This is a genomic window from Wolbachia endosymbiont of Bemisia tabaci (assembly GCF_003999585.1).
GTDB lineage: Bacteria > Pseudomonadota > Alphaproteobacteria > Rickettsiales > Anaplasmataceae > Wolbachia.
Genome location: NZ_CP016430.1, coordinates 919,651 through 939,739, shown reverse-complemented (window position 1 = coordinate 939,739; position 20,089 = coordinate 919,651). Strand labels below are relative to the sequence as shown.

Annotated in this window: 33 protein-coding genes and 1 pseudogene; 2 read left to right on the top strand and 32 right to left on the bottom strand. The window is 33.3% G+C overall.

What is annotated here, in order from left to right; translation table 11 throughout:
* Positions 1-51: 51 nt before the first annotated feature.
* Together BBB02_RS04620 and BBB02_RS06855 are read right to left on the bottom strand one after the other, a co-directional pair.
* Positions 52-195 carry a hypothetical protein gene (locus BBB02_RS04620; protein ID WP_164741543.1) on the bottom strand — a complete coding sequence of 48 codons (144 nt, stop codon included), beginning with the start codon at positions 193-195 and terminating at the stop codon, positions 52-54.
* Between the two features lie 108 nt (positions 196-303).
* A pseudogene (locus BBB02_RS06855) lies at positions 304-1,244 on the bottom strand (IS5 family transposase).
* Between the two features lie 511 nt (positions 1,245-1,755).
* On the opposite strand from BBB02_RS06855, the gene fabG reads away from it, so the two are divergent.
* Complete coding sequence (gene fabG / locus BBB02_RS04600) at positions 1,756-2,493, top strand: 3-oxoacyl-[acyl-carrier-protein] reductase (RefSeq protein WP_127464130.1); 738 nt, start codon at positions 1,756-1,758, stop codon at positions 2,491-2,493.
* A 95-nt stretch (positions 2,494-2,588) separates the two neighbouring features.
* A complete protein-coding gene (locus BBB02_RS04595) occupies positions 2,589-2,924 on the top strand; it encodes a TrbC/VirB2 family protein (RefSeq protein ID WP_127464129.1) in 336 nt (111 codons plus the stop codon).
* A gap of 2 nt (positions 2,925-2,926) precedes the next feature.
* Here the strand turns inward: BBB02_RS04595 and BBB02_RS04590 are convergent, their stop codons facing one another.
* From BBB02_RS04590 to rplD, 30 genes are all read right to left on the bottom strand, one after another.
* Positions 2,927-4,219, bottom strand: a complete 1,293-nt coding sequence (locus BBB02_RS04590; protein ID WP_127464128.1) for a M48 family metalloprotease — start codon at positions 4,217-4,219, stop codon at positions 2,927-2,929.
* A gap of 71 nt (positions 4,220-4,290) precedes the next feature.
* The gene (gene ribB, locus BBB02_RS04585; RefSeq protein ID WP_127464127.1) at positions 4,291-4,944 is read right to left on the bottom strand and encodes a 3,4-dihydroxy-2-butanone-4-phosphate synthase; all 654 of its coding nucleotides are present in this window, start codon (positions 4,942-4,944) and stop codon (positions 4,291-4,293) included.
* A gap of 3 nt (positions 4,945-4,947) precedes the next feature.
* Positions 4,948-5,442 (bottom strand): transcription elongation factor GreA, encoded by a 495-nt coding sequence (greA, locus tag BBB02_RS04580; protein ID WP_127464126.1) that lies wholly within the window; start codon positions 5,440-5,442, stop codon positions 4,948-4,950.
* Positions 5,443-5,451: 9 nt separating this feature from the next.
* A complete protein-coding gene (gene atpA / locus BBB02_RS04575; RefSeq protein WP_127464125.1) occupies positions 5,452-6,993 on the bottom strand; it encodes a F0F1 ATP synthase subunit alpha in 1,542 nt (513 codons plus the stop codon).
* Positions 6,990-7,538, bottom strand: a complete 549-nt coding sequence (gene atpH, locus BBB02_RS04570; RefSeq protein ID WP_064085599.1) for an ATP synthase F1 subunit delta — start codon at positions 7,536-7,538, stop codon at positions 6,990-6,992. Before atpH ends, atpA begins: the two co-directional genes overlap by 4 nt.
* Positions 7,539-7,576: 38 nt before the next feature.
* Positions 7,577-7,930, bottom strand: a complete 354-nt coding sequence (locus BBB02_RS04565) for a YraN family protein (RefSeq protein ID WP_127464124.1) — start codon at positions 7,928-7,930, stop codon at positions 7,577-7,579.
* 11 nt (positions 7,931-7,941) lie between these two features.
* The gene (rplQ, locus tag BBB02_RS04560; RefSeq protein ID WP_010404731.1) at positions 7,942-8,370 is read right to left on the bottom strand and encodes a 50S ribosomal protein L17; all 429 of its coding nucleotides are present in this window, start codon (positions 8,368-8,370) and stop codon (positions 7,942-7,944) included.
* A gap of 7 nt (positions 8,371-8,377) precedes the next feature.
* Positions 8,378-9,445, bottom strand: coding sequence for a DNA-directed RNA polymerase subunit alpha (locus BBB02_RS04555; RefSeq protein ID WP_127464123.1), 1,068 nt, complete (start codon positions 9,443-9,445; stop codon positions 8,378-8,380).
* Positions 9,446-9,465: 20 nt separating this feature from the next.
* Positions 9,466-9,852 (bottom strand): 30S ribosomal protein S11, encoded by a 387-nt coding sequence (gene rpsK, locus BBB02_RS04550; RefSeq protein ID WP_006012273.1) that lies wholly within the window; start codon positions 9,850-9,852, stop codon positions 9,466-9,468.
* A gap of 24 nt (positions 9,853-9,876) precedes the next feature.
* Positions 9,877-10,245 carry a 30S ribosomal protein S13 gene (rpsM, locus tag BBB02_RS04545; RefSeq protein WP_127464122.1) on the bottom strand — a complete coding sequence of 123 codons (369 nt, stop codon included), beginning with the start codon at positions 10,243-10,245 and terminating at the stop codon, positions 9,877-9,879.
* A 59-nt stretch (positions 10,246-10,304) separates the two neighbouring features.
* Positions 10,305-10,946 carry an adenylate kinase family protein gene (locus BBB02_RS04540; RefSeq protein WP_127464121.1) on the bottom strand — a complete coding sequence of 214 codons (642 nt, stop codon included), beginning with the start codon at positions 10,944-10,946 and terminating at the stop codon, positions 10,305-10,307.
* Positions 10,943-12,271, bottom strand: a complete 1,329-nt coding sequence (gene secY, locus BBB02_RS04535; protein ID WP_127464120.1) for a preprotein translocase subunit SecY — start codon at positions 12,269-12,271, stop codon at positions 10,943-10,945. The genes BBB02_RS04540 and secY overlap by 4 nt, the downstream gene beginning before the upstream one ends.
* A 3-nt stretch (positions 12,272-12,274) precedes the next feature.
* On the bottom strand, positions 12,275-12,745 hold the full coding sequence (gene rplO, locus BBB02_RS04530; RefSeq protein ID WP_127464119.1) for a 50S ribosomal protein L15: 471 nt from the start codon (positions 12,743-12,745) through the stop codon (positions 12,275-12,277).
* Positions 12,746-12,748: 3 nt separating this feature from the next.
* Positions 12,749-13,261 carry a 30S ribosomal protein S5 gene (gene rpsE / locus BBB02_RS04525; RefSeq protein ID WP_127464118.1) on the bottom strand — a complete coding sequence of 171 codons (513 nt, stop codon included), beginning with the start codon at positions 13,259-13,261 and terminating at the stop codon, positions 12,749-12,751.
* Positions 13,262-13,273: 12 nt separating this feature from the next.
* Positions 13,274-13,645 (bottom strand): 50S ribosomal protein L18, encoded by a 372-nt coding sequence (gene rplR, locus BBB02_RS04520; protein ID WP_127464117.1) that lies wholly within the window; start codon positions 13,643-13,645, stop codon positions 13,274-13,276.
* Between the two features lie 5 nt (positions 13,646-13,650).
* Complete coding sequence (rplF, locus tag BBB02_RS04515; RefSeq protein WP_127464116.1) at positions 13,651-14,196, bottom strand: 50S ribosomal protein L6; 546 nt, start codon at positions 14,194-14,196, stop codon at positions 13,651-13,653.
* Between the two features lie 16 nt (positions 14,197-14,212).
* Positions 14,213-14,608, bottom strand: coding sequence for a 30S ribosomal protein S8 (gene rpsH / locus BBB02_RS04510; protein WP_127464115.1), 396 nt, complete (start codon positions 14,606-14,608; stop codon positions 14,213-14,215).
* A 22-nt stretch (positions 14,609-14,630) separates the two neighbouring features.
* Positions 14,631-14,939, bottom strand: a complete 309-nt coding sequence (gene rpsN / locus BBB02_RS04505) for a 30S ribosomal protein S14 (RefSeq protein ID WP_017532494.1) — start codon at positions 14,937-14,939, stop codon at positions 14,631-14,633.
* Positions 14,940-14,951: 12 nt separating this feature from the next.
* Positions 14,952-15,488, bottom strand: a complete 537-nt coding sequence (gene rplE / locus BBB02_RS04500) for a 50S ribosomal protein L5 (RefSeq protein ID WP_127464114.1) — start codon at positions 15,486-15,488, stop codon at positions 14,952-14,954.
* Positions 15,489-15,494: 6 nt separating this feature from the next.
* The gene (gene rplX / locus BBB02_RS04495) at positions 15,495-15,812 is read right to left on the bottom strand and encodes a 50S ribosomal protein L24 (protein WP_010404700.1); all 318 of its coding nucleotides are present in this window, start codon (positions 15,810-15,812) and stop codon (positions 15,495-15,497) included.
* Positions 15,812-16,171, bottom strand: coding sequence for a 50S ribosomal protein L14 (gene rplN, locus BBB02_RS04490; RefSeq protein WP_006012242.1), 360 nt, complete (start codon positions 16,169-16,171; stop codon positions 15,812-15,814). The genes rplX and rplN overlap by 1 nt, the downstream gene beginning before the upstream one ends.
* Positions 16,172-16,189: 18 nt before the next feature.
* Entirely contained in the window at positions 16,190-16,420 is a 231-nt protein-coding gene (gene rpsQ, locus BBB02_RS04485) for a 30S ribosomal protein S17 (protein ID WP_127464113.1), read from the bottom strand.
* Entirely contained in the window at positions 16,413-16,619 is a 207-nt protein-coding gene (rpmC, locus tag BBB02_RS04480; RefSeq protein WP_127464112.1) for a 50S ribosomal protein L29, read from the bottom strand. Before rpmC ends, rpsQ begins: the two co-directional genes overlap by 8 nt.
* Before the next feature lie 11 nt (positions 16,620-16,630).
* Positions 16,631-17,044: a 50S ribosomal protein L16 gene (rplP, locus tag BBB02_RS04475; protein ID WP_127464111.1), complete on the bottom strand. Its 414-nt coding sequence runs from the start codon at positions 17,042-17,044 to the stop codon at positions 16,631-16,633.
* Positions 17,045-17,055: 11 nt separating this feature from the next.
* Positions 17,056-17,676, bottom strand: a complete 621-nt coding sequence (gene rpsC, locus BBB02_RS04470; protein ID WP_127464110.1) for a 30S ribosomal protein S3 — start codon at positions 17,674-17,676, stop codon at positions 17,056-17,058.
* Positions 17,677-17,715: 39 nt separating this feature from the next.
* Positions 17,716-18,066 (bottom strand): 50S ribosomal protein L22, encoded by a 351-nt coding sequence (rplV, locus tag BBB02_RS04465; protein WP_108784172.1) that lies wholly within the window; start codon positions 18,064-18,066, stop codon positions 17,716-17,718.
* Positions 18,067-18,075: 9 nt separating this feature from the next.
* A complete protein-coding gene (rpsS, locus tag BBB02_RS04460; protein ID WP_010404687.1) occupies positions 18,076-18,360 on the bottom strand; it encodes a 30S ribosomal protein S19 in 285 nt (94 codons plus the stop codon).
* Positions 18,361-18,363: 3 nt separating this feature from the next.
* Positions 18,364-19,188, bottom strand: a complete 825-nt coding sequence (rplB, locus tag BBB02_RS04455; protein WP_127464109.1) for a 50S ribosomal protein L2 — start codon at positions 19,186-19,188, stop codon at positions 18,364-18,366.
* A gap of 1 nt (position 19,189) precedes the next feature.
* Positions 19,190-19,477, bottom strand: coding sequence for a 50S ribosomal protein L23 (locus BBB02_RS04450; protein WP_127464108.1), 288 nt, complete (start codon positions 19,475-19,477; stop codon positions 19,190-19,192).
* The gene (gene rplD / locus BBB02_RS04445) at positions 19,474-20,088 is read right to left on the bottom strand and encodes a 50S ribosomal protein L4 (RefSeq protein ID WP_127464107.1); all 615 of its coding nucleotides are present in this window, start codon (positions 20,086-20,088) and stop codon (positions 19,474-19,476) included. The genes BBB02_RS04450 and rplD overlap by 4 nt, the downstream gene beginning before the upstream one ends.
* Position 20,089: the final 1 nt, after the last annotated feature.

The window sequence follows — 20,089 nt, the reverse complement described above, 5'->3', positions numbered from 1 at the left end:
TCTAATAAATTTGTCAGGCAGGAGTAATAAATTTTGTAAAATTCAGCACAATTAAATAGCCTCTCTCCCTTTCATTCTAGTGTCCCTATTGTCATTCAAGTCTGTCATCTCAATGACCTCTATGATATAATTCCAGCGCATGACGATGGAATCCAGTTCGTCCATAATCTCAACAAAAAAGTTGTATTTTAGCATAATTTTGTGCTCAATATGCTTATTTATAGTAAAGACTTCTGGATTAAAACTGGATTCCAGTGGGCTTTGTTGCACAGCTCTTCGGATAGTGGGTAATGTATAATAAATTCATGAAGCTATATCAAACTTAGCCATGCCTATTTCAGTAAATTTGTTAAGCAAATAACACTTGAGTAGCAGTTCCTTCTCACGATTAATCTCAGATTTATTCCTAAAACTAAATCCAAATATTTGCTTCAGTCGCGAGAAAAAACTTTCTATATAAGATCTCTTCCAATAATTTATCTCTTTTTTCCACCTCTTCATACCATCTTCATCATATGACTTTATGAGCTTGATTGTAGAATTTCTCTCATTCATATAATAGAACTTTGGATGCTCTACTGCATTATTTTGCGGAGGAATCCTTGTCTTTATGTTAAGCTCATCGCACAGTTTGTATAACTTCTTTCGATCTATCTGCATATATCGTGCTTATGTTATACTTGGTATCCACTCTTTCAATAAGATCACAGGCTCCATAGTGGTCGGAATAAACTCCACTACTGTATTTTGCAGCTATAACTTTTTTACTACCTATCTCTAGCATTACATCTTGTTTGCTCATAGCGGCGATACTTTCTATCTGTACCATTTGCCTTACTATGGCCTGGAATATTATTGTAGATGCTGATACCTGTACTATCTATAGCAATTTCAATATCTTCCATATCGTTCTTATCAACTCTGCAGTCGTTGATTTTGATATTAAGCTTTTTAAACCTTCTTGAAGCCTGCGAATAGCTGATAATTTGCAAAATTTTCCCTATTTGCTCAAGATATTTCTCTATAAATCCCACTGTTTGCCTAAGACCAATCCTGAATAGATAGGTTATTATGTGAATTAGAATCACTACTTTGTCGCTGTAGACATTGTTGCCACCTGCTACTTTTGGACTATTTTCGTACCAATTTTCAATGGCATCGTTGATATAATGAAAAACATTTCCCCTTTCTTGAAGAAATTTGTTATATTCATTGCAGTTACTGACTTTCATTCTTATTGGCATATTTTTCCTTTGTCGGCTAAATATCTATTTTATAACAAATTCCATCAGTAACTGCCTGTTCTTTCCTTGAGTGGTGCAACAAAGCCATTCCAGCATCAAGTGCTGGAATGACACCGTCATACCTGTTGGAGTATGAATGTAGCCTTATCTCACACTCCTGTCATCCCAGTGCCCAAACACTGGGATCCAGAAGACTGATCAAGTAATAAGAACTAGTCACGCGCTGGCTCTCTTAAATTACTTTAGCTATAAGTGTTAAGAAATTTACCAATCAAAAAAAAGGCAAAAGAATCCACATGGTGCTAATTTTATTACTGTAATTGATAATGTGCTAACGCTTAAACGAAGCGCGATTAGGCTGAATAGAAAAAATAAAAAAGGCATGCAGCCGCCATAACTTCGCCAGTAAATACAAGATTTGTCAAGAAGCTTCTATTAAATGAAAGTTATGAAAAAATCTATTGCAAGTCTTTTAATATTCTGTTAAGAGCTGGAACAAATAAAAATTATTATGTTTGGATTAGAGAATAAGAAATTTCTGATTACTGGTGCATCAGGCGGAATAGGCCAGGCAATTGTAGAAATTATGCATAAGGCCAGAGCAACTTTATGTATTTCTAGTACAAAAAAAGAAATACTCGAAGAAGTTGCTAAAAAATATGAAAAAAACATTCACGTACTTCCTTGCGACTTATCAAATCCTGAAGAGGTAAATCAACTAATAAATAAAGCAAGTGAGTTGATGAAAGGCTTTGATGGACTCATATGCAATGCAGGAATTACACAAGACAGCTTATTGTTGAGAATGACAGAAGATGAATCATGGCAAAAGGTGATTGATATTAATTTGAGTTCTACATTTAAGCTAAATAGAGAAGCATGCAAGAAATTCATTAAAAATAATTGGGGAAGAATCATAAATATTTCCTCAATAGTAGGATTGACAGGAAATGCCGGGCAAGCAAATTATGCAGCTTCTAAAGCTGGGATAATAGCCATGAGTAAATCTATAGCAAAAGAAGTTGCAAGTCGCGGTGTAACAGTAAATTGCATTGCTCCTGGGTTTATAGATACTAAGATGACTGAAGTTTTAAATGAAAAACAAAAAGAAAAAGTATTAGATAATATTCCAATGAAAAGAATGGGAACAGGGAAAGAAATAGCAGCAGGGGTATTGTTTTTAGCAAGCGACGAAGCAAGATATATAACGGGGCATGTGCTTAACATCAATGGTGGGCTATTTATGTAGCAACACTTATTTATGGACAAACTATGAGTTTTACCCTAAAATAAATATATATATAAATTTAGATTCACACTAGTTTATTACTTGGAGGCAAAAGAATGAGCTATATAATAAAAAAGTTTTTTGATGCTTTATGTATAGTGTTGTTTCTCTCTTTCTCAGATTACGCAAGTGCTGCTAGCAATATAGAAGATACAACTGCCCAAGTAATATGCAACATTATTAGTTACGTTTGGGGAATAGGCGGACCACTTATGACTGTAGTCATAATAGGTGCAGCTTTGCTTGCAATATTTGGTAGAATGCCATGGCCAGCTCTCTTTGCCTTAGGTATGTTTTGTGGTGTATTTTTTGGCGCCAAAACGATTATAACGAAAATTATACCCAATATAAGTACTGAAGCAGAAGATATGTTGGATAAGTGTGCAAAATAATCCTAAAAGTCAGCGTGTTTTTGTTTGTATTGTTGCTTCATATCTTCAATTTGCAGCAAGTAAGAGCTATCTTGCGGTAAAGTTTTAACAGCTAACTCAGCGTACTTCATAAATTTCTTTAAATTACCTTCAATACAAGCCTTTTTTGTCAAAGCAAAATAATGCATTGCCGTATCAGCGCTACGTTTATATGCAATACTTAAATACTTCCAGACAAAAGCGTTATTTGCTTCTACGCTTGCAATCTGCTCCAGGTAAAAAATTGCCTTCTCTATGTTACCGTGTAATAACAAAGTATGAGATAACGCAAGTTTCACTAAATAGTTATTCTTCTCAGATAAATATCTAAGTGATTCTTCATACATTTTTATTGCTTCACTTAAATTTCCAGCTTTGTATAAAATCTCTGCTTTTAATTCATCATATAAATACGGATCATTGCGTGACTCTTGAATCAATGAATTAACTTTAGTAATAGCCTCTTCTATCTTTCCTTGCCTATAGTGAATTACAGCATTTACATACTTAGAACTACCTTCATATTTATTAGATAACACATGAATAGGAGCAAAGAAAGAGTCTAGCTTTGCAACCATACGCTCAAACTTCAGCAATTTATCTGCAAGGATTGGTTTTATATTGTTTTTAACCTTATAATTCTGTACAGCAAATATACGCTTATCACTAAGTGGGTGAGTGCGGAAATACTCTTCAGTGTTTTCATGCTCAATACTCTTAAAATAGTCAAAAATCTCTTTCATGCCAAAATTATCATAGCCAGATTCATCTAGGTATCTTAAAGCATAGCTATCTGCTACACTCTCTTGCTCTTGAGAATAGTTAAAAAACAACCTTGAACTAAGCGTTACACCACTAAGCAAGATTGCACTCGCAACCTGAGGGTTAATAACAATACTAGAAACTAATCCTACCATATAACTAATCATTGCTATTGATTGAAAATAACCTACAGCACTACTCATTTGTAATATATGACCAGCAGATATATGAGCAATTTCATGTGCTAATATACCAAGTAAGACATAAGGTTGAGTCGAATATTGTAAAAGCCCTAAATGAATGAAAATGCTATTATTGTTAATTACAAAAGCATTAATCGATCTATCATCAACTATAAAAACTTTTATTTTATCATTATCAATACCCGCAGCAGAAAATAAAGGTTGCGCTAGATCCTTAACTACCGCTTCCACTTCACTATCTCTAATAATACTAACAGAGTAAGCGCTATTACAGTATACGAAAAAAAATAGTAAAACAAAAAGCTTAGACATGGAAGTTCCTTGTTTGTATAACTTTTAGGAATTTTACATTTTAACATTTAAACTATACGAATTTATAAACGCTAGTTTAAATTTTGAACGTAACTGATAAGTTTATCAATGGTAGTTAACTTAATTTTGTGTTGTTCAGCAAATTCAAGCAACTGGGGTAAGCGCATCATAGAGCCATCATCATTCACTAATTCACATCCTACAGCCGCATGACTAGATCCAACCAATTTTGCTATCTCAACACTTGCCTCAGTATGACCGTTGCGTGCTAAAACCCCGCCCTCACTTGCAATAATAGGAAAAACATGACCAGGGGTAATAATATCATCCTTAGTACTTTTTCTATCAATAGCGGTAAGTATCGTATGCGTTCTATCATGAGCAGAAACACCCGTTGTAATACCATAACGAGCATCGATTGACGTAGTAAATGCAGTGTGAGGAATAAGTGCTTCATCTACATTACTTCTCTTCATAAATTCAAGGCTAAGTTTATTCATGTAAAACTTTGTCATAGCTAAAAACACAATACCAGTGCCATACCTAACCATAAAAGCAATATGTTCTGGTTTCACCTTTTCAGCTAAAACAACCAAATCACCTTCATTCTCTCTATTTTCATTATCAACTAAAATGAATAATTTACCGGAACGCACATCCTCTAATATATCTTCCACAGAAGAAATGAGAGACAGATCAATTGAAGGATAAGTTACTTGTACCATGATTTACTTAAACTCAATCTTAACTATTTTATACAATTTCTCTCCATTTGGCACTATCACTTCCACATAATCACCAACTTTTTTGCCAATTAAAGCACTACCGAGTGGTGAATCCGTAGAGATCAACTGCTTTGAAGCATCAGCTTCATACCCACCTACAATCTTATAAACATATTCAATTTCACTGTTATCATCACCGAGCATGCTTACCGTAACAGTTGCACCAAACATTACTGTATCACCAGACAAATTTTTTACTTCTATCACTTCTGCATGTGAAAGTTTACTTTCTACCTCAATTATGCGGCCTTCAATAAAACTTAATCTTTCCCGTGCTGCATGATATTCTGCATTTTCAGATAAATCGCCTTGATCACGAGCATCAGAAATAGCCTGTATGATAGAAGGTTTTTCTTCCTTTAATTTCTCAAGTTCGACTTGCATACTCTCAAAACCTTCCCTTGTAATAGGAAACTTGTTAACAATGGATGAAGTCATAATCACCGCCTAAACGCAATTAAATTGAGTGACAAAATCACTCACAATACCAAGAACATCATCTTTTATATCATCATTCATGTCACCTGACAACTTTTTTAAAACTCCAGGGTGAACAGTTTGAAAATAATTGATAAGATCACACTCGAACCTATTGATGTTACTCACCTGTACCTTATTTAATTGACCATACAGATTAGAAAAGATATACATAAGCAATACTTGCTCTTCTATTTGCATAGGTGAATACTGTTTTTGCTTTAATAATTCAATAAGGTATTTACCTTTGTTTAAGGACAATTGAACAGTAGCATCAAGATCAGAACCAAATTTAGCAAAGTCTTCCAGTTCTCTATATTGGGCCAAACCCAGCTTTATAGAACCAGCAACTTTTTTCACAGATTTCAATTGTGCAGCAGAGCCAACCCGAGAAACCGATAAACCTATATTCACTGCAGGGCGAAATCCTTTGTGAAACAATTCAGACTCAAGAAAAATTTGTCCATCGGTAATTGAAATCACATTAGTTGGAACATATGCAGATACATCCCCAGCCTGAGTCTCAATAATCGGCAAAGCAGTCAAAGATCCCTGTCCTTTTTCATCAGACATTTTGGCAGCTCTTTCAAGCAAGCGAGAGTGTACATAGAATATATCTCCAGGATAAGCTTCACGACCAGGAGGACGTCTGAGCAACAAGGACATCTGCCTATATGCCACAGCATGCTTAGATAAATCATCATATACCACCAAGCAATGCATTCCATTATCACGGAAAAATTCTCCAATAGTGCAACCGGTATAAGGTGCTAAAAATTGCATAGGCGCGCAGTCAGATGCGCTAGCCACAACTACAGTTGTATACTCTAATGCTCCACTTTCTTTTAGCTTATTCACCACTTTTGCTACTGTCGAAATTTTTTGTCCAATAGCAACATAAACACAGTAAATTTTTTGATTTTCGTTTACCTCATCATTAATCTTCTTCTGATTGATAATAGTATCAATCGCAATAGTGGTTTTACCAATTTGTCTATCGCCAATAATTAATTCACGTTGCCCTCTACCTATAGGAATCAACAAATCTATAATTTTAATTCCTGTCTGCAGAGGTTCATGCACAGATTTACGGTCAATAATACCTGGCGCTCTAGATTCTATATACATTTTGTTCTTGGCTCTAATTTCTCCGCCATCGTCTATAGGATCGCCTAATGCATTTACAACTCTCCCTAATAATTCATGACCTACAGGCACCTGTACAACATCACCACTACATTTTACAACGTCCCCTTCTTTTACATCACGGTCATTGCCAAGCACAACTATTCCAGCTGTATCATGATCTAAATCAAGAACTATTCCTTCTACACCGCTTACAAAAGATACCTTTTCACCAAACTTTGCTTTTTCCAGCCCATAGACCAATGTGATACCATCCGTTACTGAAATTACTTCACCTATATTTTCTCGTTTTATAGGATTATCAAATGTCTCAACCTTCTCTTTTATTATGTTTACTACTTCAGAGGCATTTATGCTATTCTTCATATACAATTCCTTATTTTCAACATTTCCATTTTACTCAAATCAACCAATCTATCCAAATAACTCTTAAGCGAAGCATCAATCAAGTTAAAACCATACCTAACTACAAAGCCACCTAGTATAGAAGGATCAACCACATGACTGACTTTTATTATTTTACCAAGAAAGTTCAAAGATTCAGTAATTATTTTTATATCAGGTTTCTTTAAAATCTCTGCTGATTTTATAGTAATTTCCAATTCATTTTCACTTTCCCTTACAAGATTTAAGAATTTTTCTAGTATAAGGATTAATAAACGGGAGCGCTTGTTTGCAAGTGTAACCATAATAAATTTGACTAAGTTTTCACTCAAGTTCTCCTTTATAGAAAGTATCGCTTCTTTTTTGTGCAAAAGAGAAACCATAGGATGAGATAGATACACAAAAACATCTTGATCTTTAAAAAAAGCTAACAAAAATTCTACTTCTTTTCTTATAATACCTAATCTGCTTCCTGAGACATGAAACAGTGCTCTAGCATAAGATGAAACTAAATTATTGTTTTTCATATTCAATTACCTGTTCTAGTAAATCTAAATTATTTAAGCTACCATTGTTCAATCCAAGCATTTTTTATATAAATAGGTCTTCTCCTTAAGGAAAGAAAACATAAATCATATCTGACTGAATAATCTAAAAAATCAAGATTTTTACTTAAGAAATATTTAGAAGAATTTATAATAGACTGACACTGAAAATGAGATATCGGTACTTCTTTTCCAAATAAACTTGTTTTAACTTCTATAAAAATCAGCTCCCTTTTTTTAGATACAATTAAGTCAATTTCACCCAACTTACAACGGAAGCGACGTTTTATAACATTATAGAATTTCAGCTTTAAATATATCGAAACTAACAATTCTCCAAAGTAACCTACAAAATAGCGTAACCTACTTATCATAAAAAGAATAATTAGCTTTGTGTAACTACTTTGCTTCCTTTTTTATTTTTACTATAAATCTCACCTTTTGCTGAAATATCTCTATCAACTAGCTCTATCACTGCCATTGGAGCGCAATCACCCTTTCGAGTACCAAATTTTATTATTCTAGAATATCCACCTTTACGGTCTTGATAACGATTAGCTAGAACGCTTAATAATTTATCAACTACTAACTTACTATTATGAAGACGTGAAAGCAAAAGCCTTCTACCATGTAAAGAATCGTTATTCTTAGCAATTGTAATAAACTTTTCCACATATGGACGAAGTGCTTTAGCCTTTGGTAAAGTAGTTACAATCTGCTCATGATTAATTAACGAGATAGATAGATTCTTTAACATTGATAACCTATGCTCGGTACAACGAGACAGTTTATTTTTCTTTATTCCATGTTTCATATACTACCTAATCCTCATCAGTATGTTGTTTAGCCAGTTCATCTATATCCTTAGGCGGCCAATTTGGTATATTCATACCCAAAGACAAACCTGAATTATTTAAAATTGACTTGATTTCATTCAAAGACTTTCGGCCAAAATTAGCAGTTCTTAACATTTCAACTTCCGTCTTTTGCACAAGATCACCTATATAAGTGATATTTTCATTTTTCAGACAGTTATGAGATCTAACAGATAATTCCATTTCATCTACTTTACGCAATAGAACAGGATCATAGCCCAAATCTTTAGCACCACTAGACAAAGAAACCTGCGATTTTTTATAACTCATATCAGAACTAATAAAAGGCTGAAATTGCTCCTGTAATATTCTTGCAGCATAGTCAACAGCTTGACTTGGAGAGATTGTACCATCAGTTTCAATTGACAATATTAGCTTATCTTTATCAGTAACTTGACCAACACGACTATTCTCTACTCTATACGAAACCCTCTCAACAGGACTATATAAAGCATTAACTGGAATGAAACCAATTAAATCTTGTTCATTCATAAATTTTAAAAATTCATTTTCTTTATATTTATTTACAGGAAGATAACCTTTTCCGCTAGCAACATATATAGTAATGTTAAGCTCCACATCTTGACCTAGTGTACATATCACCAAATCTTTATTAACAATAGAGCATTGGTCATCAGTTTCTATCATTCCAGCTAATACTTGACAAGGCCCTTTAGCGCTCAAATTTAAGCACTTATTAGACGTGTTATTTAGCTTACATCTCAACATGCCCATATTTAATGCTATATCAGTTATGTCTTCCCTAACTCCTTGGATCGAAGTAAATTCATGATTCACGCCTTCAATTTTTATTCCATAAACAGCACTACCGCAAAGAGAAGACAACATTACACGCCTTAATGCATGACCCAACGTTAAAGCAAAACCACTTTCCAAAGGTTCTAGAACTATATCACCTTTTTTACTTGAATCACCTGATATTACCTTAATCGCATTAGGCTTAGTTAATCTATCTAAATTTCCACAGAAAGAGACATTATCACTATAATACATACAAAAACCTTCCAAATATCCTATACTCTTCTTTTTTTCCTTAGTCTACACCCATTATGAGGTATCGCCGTTTTATCTGCAATTGAAGTGACAGTCAATCCACAATTCCTAAGTGCTTTAACTGCAGCTTCTGCACCAAAACCAGGACCACGAATTATTACAGAAACAACCTTCATACCAAATCTCTCTATTACTTTCTTCGCAGCAGAATCGGCAACCTTACCTGCAGCATAAGGTGTGGATTTTCTCGAACCAGAAAAACCACATGCACCAACAGAAGTCTGGTAAAGCGTATTACCACAAACATCAGTCACATTTACAAAAGTATTATTAAAAGTTGCACGAATATGGACAATACCAGTAATAAACCTTTTTGTATTCTTACCAACCGTTTTAACTTTTTTCATAAAAACTCACGATAATAACAAATTTTATTTTTTTCCAGCAATAGGCAATTTAGATCTGCCTTTACGAGTTTTAGCATTAGTATGGGTTCTTTGTCCCCTCACAGGCAAACCTTTTCTGTGCCTTAATCCTCTATAGCAACCGATTTCCATTAAAGATTTTATATCCATAGCCACTTTTTTTCTGAGCTCACCCTCTATGACATACTTTTGCCTAATAAAATTACTAATTTTCTCTATATCTTCATCTTGTAATTCTGAAACACGCTTACGCTCATCAATTTTACAGCTACGACAAATTATATTCGCAGTAGTAATACCTATACCATGTATATAAGTTAATGCAAAAGGAATAGACTTCTTCACCGGAACATTTATGCCTGCAATACGTGCCACTGATACCTCGATACTTTATTAATAATAACTCTTAATTTATACCATAAAACAACTTATAGTCAAATCAAATTACAAGAAATTTTACTTTCAATCTCTTGCATTACTCTATCAACACTCAAATTAGCGTTAATTGTTAACAACTTTTCCTTATAATACTCGCGCAAACCCTCTATCTGAGAATGATATTCTCTTATCCTCTTATTAATTGCAAGCATATTAGCATCATCAATTCTCTTCTCCAATCTCGTACTTTTACATTTAGCACAAGTAGTATTCTTAAAAGAAGATATACTATATATACTTTTACAATCCAAACAAGTAAGACGATCTTTTAATCTATCAATTGCAATATTATCGTCAAGCTGCAACTCAATTACAAGATCAACATCCCTATTGCATCTTTTTTGCAAAACTTGAGTTAAAAAATGAGCTTGATTTAAATTTCTTGGAAAACCATCTAACAAAAAATCACCATCTATTAATGCAAGCTGGTCACACAATAATTTACATATAACTTCATCTTGAATTAAATTACCAGATTCAACAGTATCCTTTATTCCTTTACCTAATTTACTCCCACTAGATATAATATTCCTTAATAAATCTCCTGCTGAAACTAATTTAAAATTATACTTTGCTATTAACAAACTGGACTGAGTACCCTTACCAGAGCCAGGAGGACCAAAAATTGTAATAATCACTTTATTCTCCTTGTTTTAGACTCATATTTCTTTATCCAACTATTGTACCTATTTGAAAAAACATAAGATTGTACTTGCATAATAGTATCAGTAATAACGTTAACTATAATCAGCAAGCTCGTCCCACCAAAAATAAATGGTATATCATAATGATACCTCATAATTTCAGGTATAGTACATATTACCACCAAATACGCAGACCCAATAAATGTTAATTTAAAAACTATATCTTGAAGATAATCAGAAGTATGTTTTCCAGGTCCTCTACCAGGAATAAAACCACCATTTTTCCTAAGAAAATCAGCATTTTCCTCTGGATTAAATATAAAATTGGTATAGAAAAAATTAAAAAGTACTATGAGTATTAAGTAAGTTATAATGTACATCACTTTATTTGCCATAAAGTAGTTTAAAATAAAATCAGCAATGGCATGACCTTTATAGAAATTTGCAATTGAAATAGGCGTTAATAAAATTGCGTTAGCAAAAATAGTTGGTATTACACCAGATAAATTGATCTTCAATGGAATGTAAGTAAAATCATCATTATGTAATTTTTTAAACTGTTTTTTGGGATATTGAACAATTACCTTTCTATAAGAAGATTCTATAAAAATGACTAAAAGGAGCAGTAAAAAAAACAATGCTATAACAAAAAGGGTAATGAAAAACGACATACTACCATTTTTATTTAATGTTAGCAGAGATGATAAAGCATTATGTAATTCAGATGTTATGCCAGTAAAAATGATTAATGAGATACCATTGCCTATACCGCTCACACTGATCCGCTCACCAAGCCATATTAAAAATATAGTTCCACCTAAAAGGCTAAAGACACCTATAGTACGAAACATAATACCAGGTTCAACTACAACTAATACCCCTTCTCTATTCATTCTTTCTAACCCTATTAAGATCGTAATTGATTGAAAGATACAAAACACTATAGTCATATAGCGTATATAAGAGTTCATCTTTCGACGTCCCAACTCTCCGTCATTTTTAATTTCATTGATTCCTTTAACGGCAGAAGACAATAATTGCATAACTATGGATGCAACTATGTATGGCATAACGTTTAACGCCAAGATCGTCATTCTAGCTAAAGCGCCACCAGAAAATAAATTAAATACTCCAAAAATACCAGAACTCTCTTTTGGAAATATATCATTGATTATATCAAGATTAATTCCAGGAATAGGAACATAAGTGCCTAAACGATAACAAACTAAAGCCATCAGCGTAAAAAATATACGCTTTAGTAAATCAGTTTTATATAATAACGTAGAACCCAAACTATCAAATGCAAATTTACTGTTCATAATTCATGATAGTATCTCTACACTACCACCAACTGAAGCTACAGATCTTTTTGCAGCTTCTGATGCAAAATCAACATGAAACACAAATTTTTCGCTTAATTTACCCTTATTAAGAAGTTTGATTTTACTTTTAACAGATCTGATAAAACCTAATTTATGCAGTAGCTCCTTATCTATGATAGAATCCTTGACTATTTTTTTAGCTTCCATTAAGCACTGTACATCACCAACATTAAATATAGAGTATAAGTTTTTGCGTATAGGCTTAAAACCTCTTTTAGGTAAACGAGTATATATAGACTGCTGTCCACCTTCAAAACCATTTATAGAAACGCCATTTCTCGCTTTTTGCCCTTTATGCCCCCTACCAGATGTTTTACCTTTACCACAACCAATACCTCTACCTAATAATTTAGGCTTCTTTTTCTTAGATAATTTGGTAAATACAGAATTTAATTTTACAGCATCATTCATACTTTACCTATTTCCAACTATCTCACTAATCTTTTTACCCCTCTTACCTGCCACTTGGCGAGGAGATAACATAACATCAAAAGCCTTAAATACTGCACATATAATATTATGAGGATCATTTGATCTAGTAGACTTAGCTACCACATCCTTTATACCTAATACCTCAAAAACCGACCTCATTGCTCCACCAGCAATAATACCTGTTCCAGCTCTTGCAGCTCTTAAAACTATCTCACCAGAACAAAATTTAACTTTAATATCATGATGTAAAGTTCTACCTTCACGTAAGTACACCCTAATCATCGACTTCTTTGCAGCATTTACAGCTTTCACTCTTGCTTCAGCAACCTCTGCGTGTTTACCTATTCCACATCCTACCCTACCCTTACCATCACCAACAACAACCAAAGTTGAAAATGAAAATCTTCTACCACCTTTAGTAACCGTTGTTACCCTTCGGACTGAAACCAAAAGTTCTGATAAATCATTATTATTTTGTAAATTCTTTACAGCCATACTTCAAACCTTCTAAAATTCAAATCCAGAGCTTCTTAAAGCTTCAGCAAATTGAGAAATCAATCCTGTATACTTATATGCCCCCCGATCAAAGACGAACCGCTGCTGCAATTTTGTACTAGACAGACGCTCAATCAATAAAGAAGAAACCTGTTTTATAGTTTCAGCATTGACCCTACCTTTACATACATTCCTAATTTTATCATCCAAAGTAGAAGCAGAAGCTAGGGTTGTTCCTTTTGCATCGTTAATCAACTGAACGTAAAAATGTTTATTAGACTTAAATATGGATATACGTAAACGCCCAGCGCTCTTATCGAGCTTCGCTCTATTACGAAGTTTCCTTTTTTCATAGCTACTTAAAAAATTATACAATCTTTTCATTTTAATTACTTCTTTTTATTTACAACCTTACGCAGCATAAATTTGCCTTTTATTACAATACCCTTACCTTTATAAGGATCATATTTTCTAATTTTGCATATATCAGAAGCCACCATATAGACTTTTTGCTTATCCATACCGCAAATCACTAAATGGGTTGGCTTTATACACTTAATCTCAACATCTTTAGGCACTTTATACTTAATATTATGACTATAACCAAGATATAAAGTCAAATACTTATCATCACATTCTGCTTTATACCCTACACCATTAATCTCAAGATCAACAGAAAAATCATTAACCATACCGTTAATCATGTTATTAATATTACTTCTATAAGTGCCCCATATAGATTTTATTTTATCATAATCATCCCTGCCTTGATCAACAGAAAGTAACAATTGATTATCAACTATCTGACACAGAATGCCACTACACAAGTTCAGCTCTTTTTCTGCCCTAACACTTCTTATTAATACCCTACCATCATTATATTCAACTGAAAGATCAGCAGGAATATTGATAGGTGCGGCACCTATACGAGACATACATTTCTCCTATCATTTAAAATACACGACACAAAACTTCTCCACCAACTTTTAATCTACGTGCATTATGATCGGTCATCACTCCTTTCGGCGTAGATATAATAAAAATTCCAAGACCATTATATGCTTTAGAAATGTCCTTACACTTAGAATAACAACGACAACCGGGCTTTGATACCCTAGCTATATCATTAATCACAGGTGATTTATCATAATACTTCAACTGCACAACAAGCGAAGGGACACTATCACTCTCTTGCTTTTTATAATTAAGAATATAGCCTTCCTCTTTTAAGATCTTCAATATAGAAGAATTCACTTTAGAGAATAGGACTCTTGTTTCCCTATGCATTGCCAATTGAGCATTACGTATTCTTGTTAAAAAATCACCAATACTATCAGATAACGACACTATTACACTCCTTATATCACATTTACCAACTAGATTTTGTAACCCCTGGAACTTGTCCAAAAGAACACAAATCACGTAAAACAATCCTACATAAACCAAATTTTCTATATACTGCTCTCGGCCTACCAGTTAAAGCGCATCTATTCCTAATTCTGATTTTAGAAGAATCTCTAGGCAATTTTTTAATCAGCTTACTTTGAGCTGCAAACCTTTTTGTAATAGATAAATCCTTATTATTCATTATAGATTTTAATTCTTCCCTTCTCTCCCTATACTGATCGCATAACTTTATTCTACGAAGATTCTTCTGTATCATGGATTTTTTTGCCATATATATTTTCTCTCAATTATCAAAAAAAGGGAATTTAAGAGCCAGTAATAATTCCTTTGCTTCCTTATCACTAACTGCAGTCGTTATAATATTAATATCCATACCCCTAATTTTACTTATTTTATCATAGTCTATTTCTAAAAATGATATATGCTCCTTGATACCAAAGGAAAAATTACCATGACCATCAAATTGCTTCACACTAAACCCTCTAAAATCTTTTTCCCTTGGCAAAGCAATATATATTAATCTTTCTAAGAATTCATACATTTTATTTCTACGCAAAGTCACTTTACAACCTACAGTTGCACCTTTTCTAATTTTGAAACCAGAAATAGATTTTTTTGCAAAGGTTAACACAGGCTTTTGCCCAGCAATCAAATGTAGATTATCAAATGGCTCATTTATCGCTTTATTGTCCGTAGCAGCATCTCCAACGCCCATATTGATACACACCTTGACAAGTTTAGGCACTTGCATTACATTGCCGTAATTAAACTTATCCTTTAAGGATTTTACTATATTATCTTTATACAATTGTCTAAACATATCAACCTAATCTATCACTTCTCCAGAAACTTTTGCAAAACGCACTTTTCTACCATCTATAATCTTAAATCCTACTTTAGTTGGAGTTTTACACTTAGGATCCAATATTGCAACATTAGATACATCAATAGCTAACTCTTTATTCAATATACCACCACCACTACCAGCTCTTGGTTTAGTATGTCTCTTACACACATTTACGCCAGAAACAACTACTTTCTTTTTAGCATCACGTATTATAACTTTGATTACCTTACCAATTTTTCTCTTATCTTTACCAGTTAAAACTATAATATCATCACCACTTTTTATTTTAGCACTCATTATAAAACCTCATCAGCTAATGACATTATTTTCATAAAAGAACCAGATAATAACTTTTTTACTGGACCAAACACCCGAGTACCAAGTGGTTCACCTTGATCATTAATTAAAACCACAGCATTGCTAGAAAAACGAATTACAGAACCATCAGATTTCTTAACACTATTTTTTACTCTAACAACAACTGCTTTATATACTTTTCCTTTTTCAACTTTACCTTTTGGGTTAATAGACTTAGTAGATATAATAACCGTATCACCTACAGATGCAGATTTCCTACCACCTAACAAGCCAATACAAAGCACTGCACGCGCACCAGAATTATCAGCTACTTCTAATAATGTATTTTTTTGAATCATATAAATATCTATTCCATTTTAGCTATTAATAACAACCCATTTTTTAGTAACAGAAATAGGCTTATGTTCCTGTATTAAAACCCTATCTCCCTTTTTGCAACTATTATTCTCATCATGTGCTGTATACTTCTTGTATTTTTTAATAACTTTTTTATACAGCCTATCCTTATACACTTGTAACACCGAAACCTTTACAGTCTTATCAAACTCAGCATTAGTTACGACACCACAAAAAACCTTCTTAGGCATTTTTTCCCTCTCTCTTTCTTCTATTTAATACAGTTAGACTACGAGCTATGCTCTTTCTTATTGAGCTAAAACGCGAAAAATTATTGCACTGGCCCAGCTTTTTTTGAAAAAAAGACAAATTAACAAATTCTTTCCTCAAATTCACAAGAAGTTGATGTAATCCTTGTGAAGATTCTGATTCAAATTTAACTATATCCATTACAACTCCGTTCAATTATGATTAGATATAAATTTACACTTCATAGGAAGCTTAGCAGTCGCTTTTTCAAGCGCCAATCTTGCTAAATGCATGGGAACATCACTACTAATTTCAAACAAAACCCTACCGGGCTTAGCTTTAAATACCCAAAATTCAACACTACCTTTCCCTTTACCCATACGTACATCTGCTGGCTTTTTACTAACCGGGGTATCAGGAAAAATTCTTATCCACACTTTACCAGAGCGTTTTAACGTTCTAGATATTACGCGCCTTGCAGTTTCAATATGCTTAGACTGAACCTTACCTACTTCCATAGCTTTTAATCCATAATCTCCAAAAGACAGCGTGCTACCACCCTTAGTATTACCCTTGATTCTCCCCTTAAATACCTTTTTATATTTACTCTTTTTGGGAACAAACATTTCAATATACCTTAACTACCAACATAAACCCAAACTTTAACTCCTATAATACCACATATAGTCTTCGCTTCACAAAAAGCATAATCTATATTAGCACGCAAAGTGTGTAAAGGCAAACGACCTTCTTTGTACCATTCAGTACGAGCTATTTCAGCTCCGCCAAGACGCCCAGAGCAACTTACTTTAATACCCTCAGCACCCATCTTCAAACAATTTTGAATAGCTTTTTTCATCGCTCTTCTACATGAAATCCTTTTTTCTAGCTGATGTGTAATACTCCTTGATATTAAAGTTGCATCTATTTCAGACTTTTTAACTCCTACTACATTCACTTCGACACTACTTTCTACTTTTTTAGCTATCTTTTGCTTTATCTTCTCAACATCCAAACCTTTCTTACCTATTATAACTCCAGGTTTAGAAGAATGTATTATTACAGACACTAAAGTAACTGTACGCTCTACAGTTACTTTAGAAATACCAGCATGCTTAAAGGATTCATTTATATAACTGCGAATGAATAGATCGTGATGCAATCTCTGTTTATAATCGTCTGTAGCACACCAAACAGAATCCCAGGTATTACTATTTACTTGTAATCTAAATACTTTAGGATTAACCTTCTGTCCCATATTTTTACACTTTCCTTATTAACTTTCCATTTCTATAAATCATACAATTTCTTTCAATTTTATAGTTATATTACTATAAAATTTACTCATTCTATTAGCCCTACCCATAGCTTTTGGATATACTCTACGCAAAGTAAGGGACTTACCTATTAAAATTTCCTTTATATATAAATTATCAATGTTCAATCCATAATTATTTTGAGCATTAGCAATTGCAGAATTCAACACCTTCATTACAAAACCAGCAGCCTTTTTTTCACAAAATCTTAATTGTACATTAGCAAAAGAAACTTTTTTATTACGTACTAAATCAGCAACCAAATTCAATTTGCGAGGAGTGGATCTTAAAACCCTAGAACCAGCCTCAACCATTATATCCCTATTTTTCATATCAATTACCTATCTTCTTGTTGCCTTTTTATCACCACCGTGCCCAGTAAATTTACGAGTAGGTGAAAATTCACCAAATTTATGACCTATCATATTCTGATTATCAACACTAACAGGAATGTAATCTTTACCATTATAAACAGCAAACTTTAAACCCAAACAATTAGGAAGAATTACAGAAGCCCTGGAATGAATTTTTATCACCTTATTAATAGAACCCTCTTTTAAAGCTCTCTGAACTAATCTTAGTACAGATGGGTGTAAAAAAGGTGGTTTCCATACAGATCTACTCATAAATTAACCTTTCAATTTTTTTATATACTTATCACTAGATTTATTTTTTTTCCTAGTTTTCTTTCCTTTTGTTGCAACACCCCAAGGAGTAACAGGATGACGACCGCCAGAAGTTTTCCCCTCTCCACCTCCATGAGGGTGATCAATCGGATTCATTGCAACTCCACGCACAGCAGGTCTAATTCCAAGCCACCTACTTCTCCCAGCCTTACCTAACTTTCTATTCTTATGATCAAGATTAGACACTGTACCAATAGTAGCTTTACAAGAAGATAAAATCAACCTAACTTGACCAGATCTAAGCCGCAATAAAACATATTGACCATCACGACCAACAATTTGCGCACAACAACCCGCAGCTCTAGCAATTACAGCACCACCACCTGGTTTCAATTCAACGTTATGAACAAAAGAACCAACAGGTATATACTTCAACAATAAACAATTACCTGGCAGAATATCAGCATCATCTCCAGCTATCACAACATCACCAGGCTTCATACCTTGAGGAGCTAATATATAAGATTTAGCATCATCCTCCTTATATGATATTAATGCTAAAAATCCACTTCTATTTGGATCATACTCTATTTTCTCAACTATACCCTGATCACTTCTATTACGTTTAAAATCTATAACTCTATACTTCTTCTTGTGACCACCACCCCTGTGACGAGTTGTAATTCTACCATGATTATTCCTTCCACCACTAGATTTCTTACCAAATACAAGAGACTTCTCCGGCTTATCTTTTGATAAACCAATTTTACTTATCAATATAGTCCCACGAGAAGACGGAGTAACAGGATTAAAAAATTTCATACCCATATTAAACGCTCATTATATCTAATTTTTGACCACCTATCAAAGAAAAATAAACCTTTTTTCTCTGTTTTTTATAACCAATCACACCCCTGAAACGTCTATATTTAGGTTTAACTCTAATAACATTTATAGAAGAAGTTTTGACATTAAATAAAGACTCTATTGCCGATTTTATTTGACGCTTATTTACATTTACAAAAACATACAAAGAGTATTTATTAAACTTCTCTCTTAAAAGAGAAGCCTTTTCTGTGATTACAGGAGATTTTATTATATTATTATATTTAATCATAACAATCTACCTTCAAGATGCTTTAAAGTGTCTTTTGTTAACATCACGCATTCATGATTCAATATATCAAAAGCATTTAACCCAATAGGTTTGATTAAATCTACATGATGCAAATTTTTAGCAGCACGTAACAAATCATCTCCATAATCACCAACTATTAAAAAAGAAGAAAATTTAAAATTTTTAATATATTCACACATTTTAGATGTTTTCTTCACATCAACATTTAAACTATCAAGAATAATAACTTGATTATTTAAATATTTTAGAGATAAAGCAATTTTCAAACCAAATTTACGTACTTTTTTATTAAGAGAATAAGCATGACTCCTCACAACAGGACCAAAAATAATTCCACCACCTCTAAACTGAGGAGATCGCAAGCTCCCCTGTCTCGCCCTACCGGTACGTTTTTGACCATACGGCTTAGCTGTTGTACCAGAAACATCACTGATACCCTTTGTTTTATGAGCACCAACTCTTCTCTTTGCTAATTGCCATCTCACTATATCATGCAAAACACTCAATTTTTGCTTGGCAGAAAATATCAAGGGATTAAGCTCAACACTACCTACATTATTATTAGATAGATCAACTAATTCACATTCCATA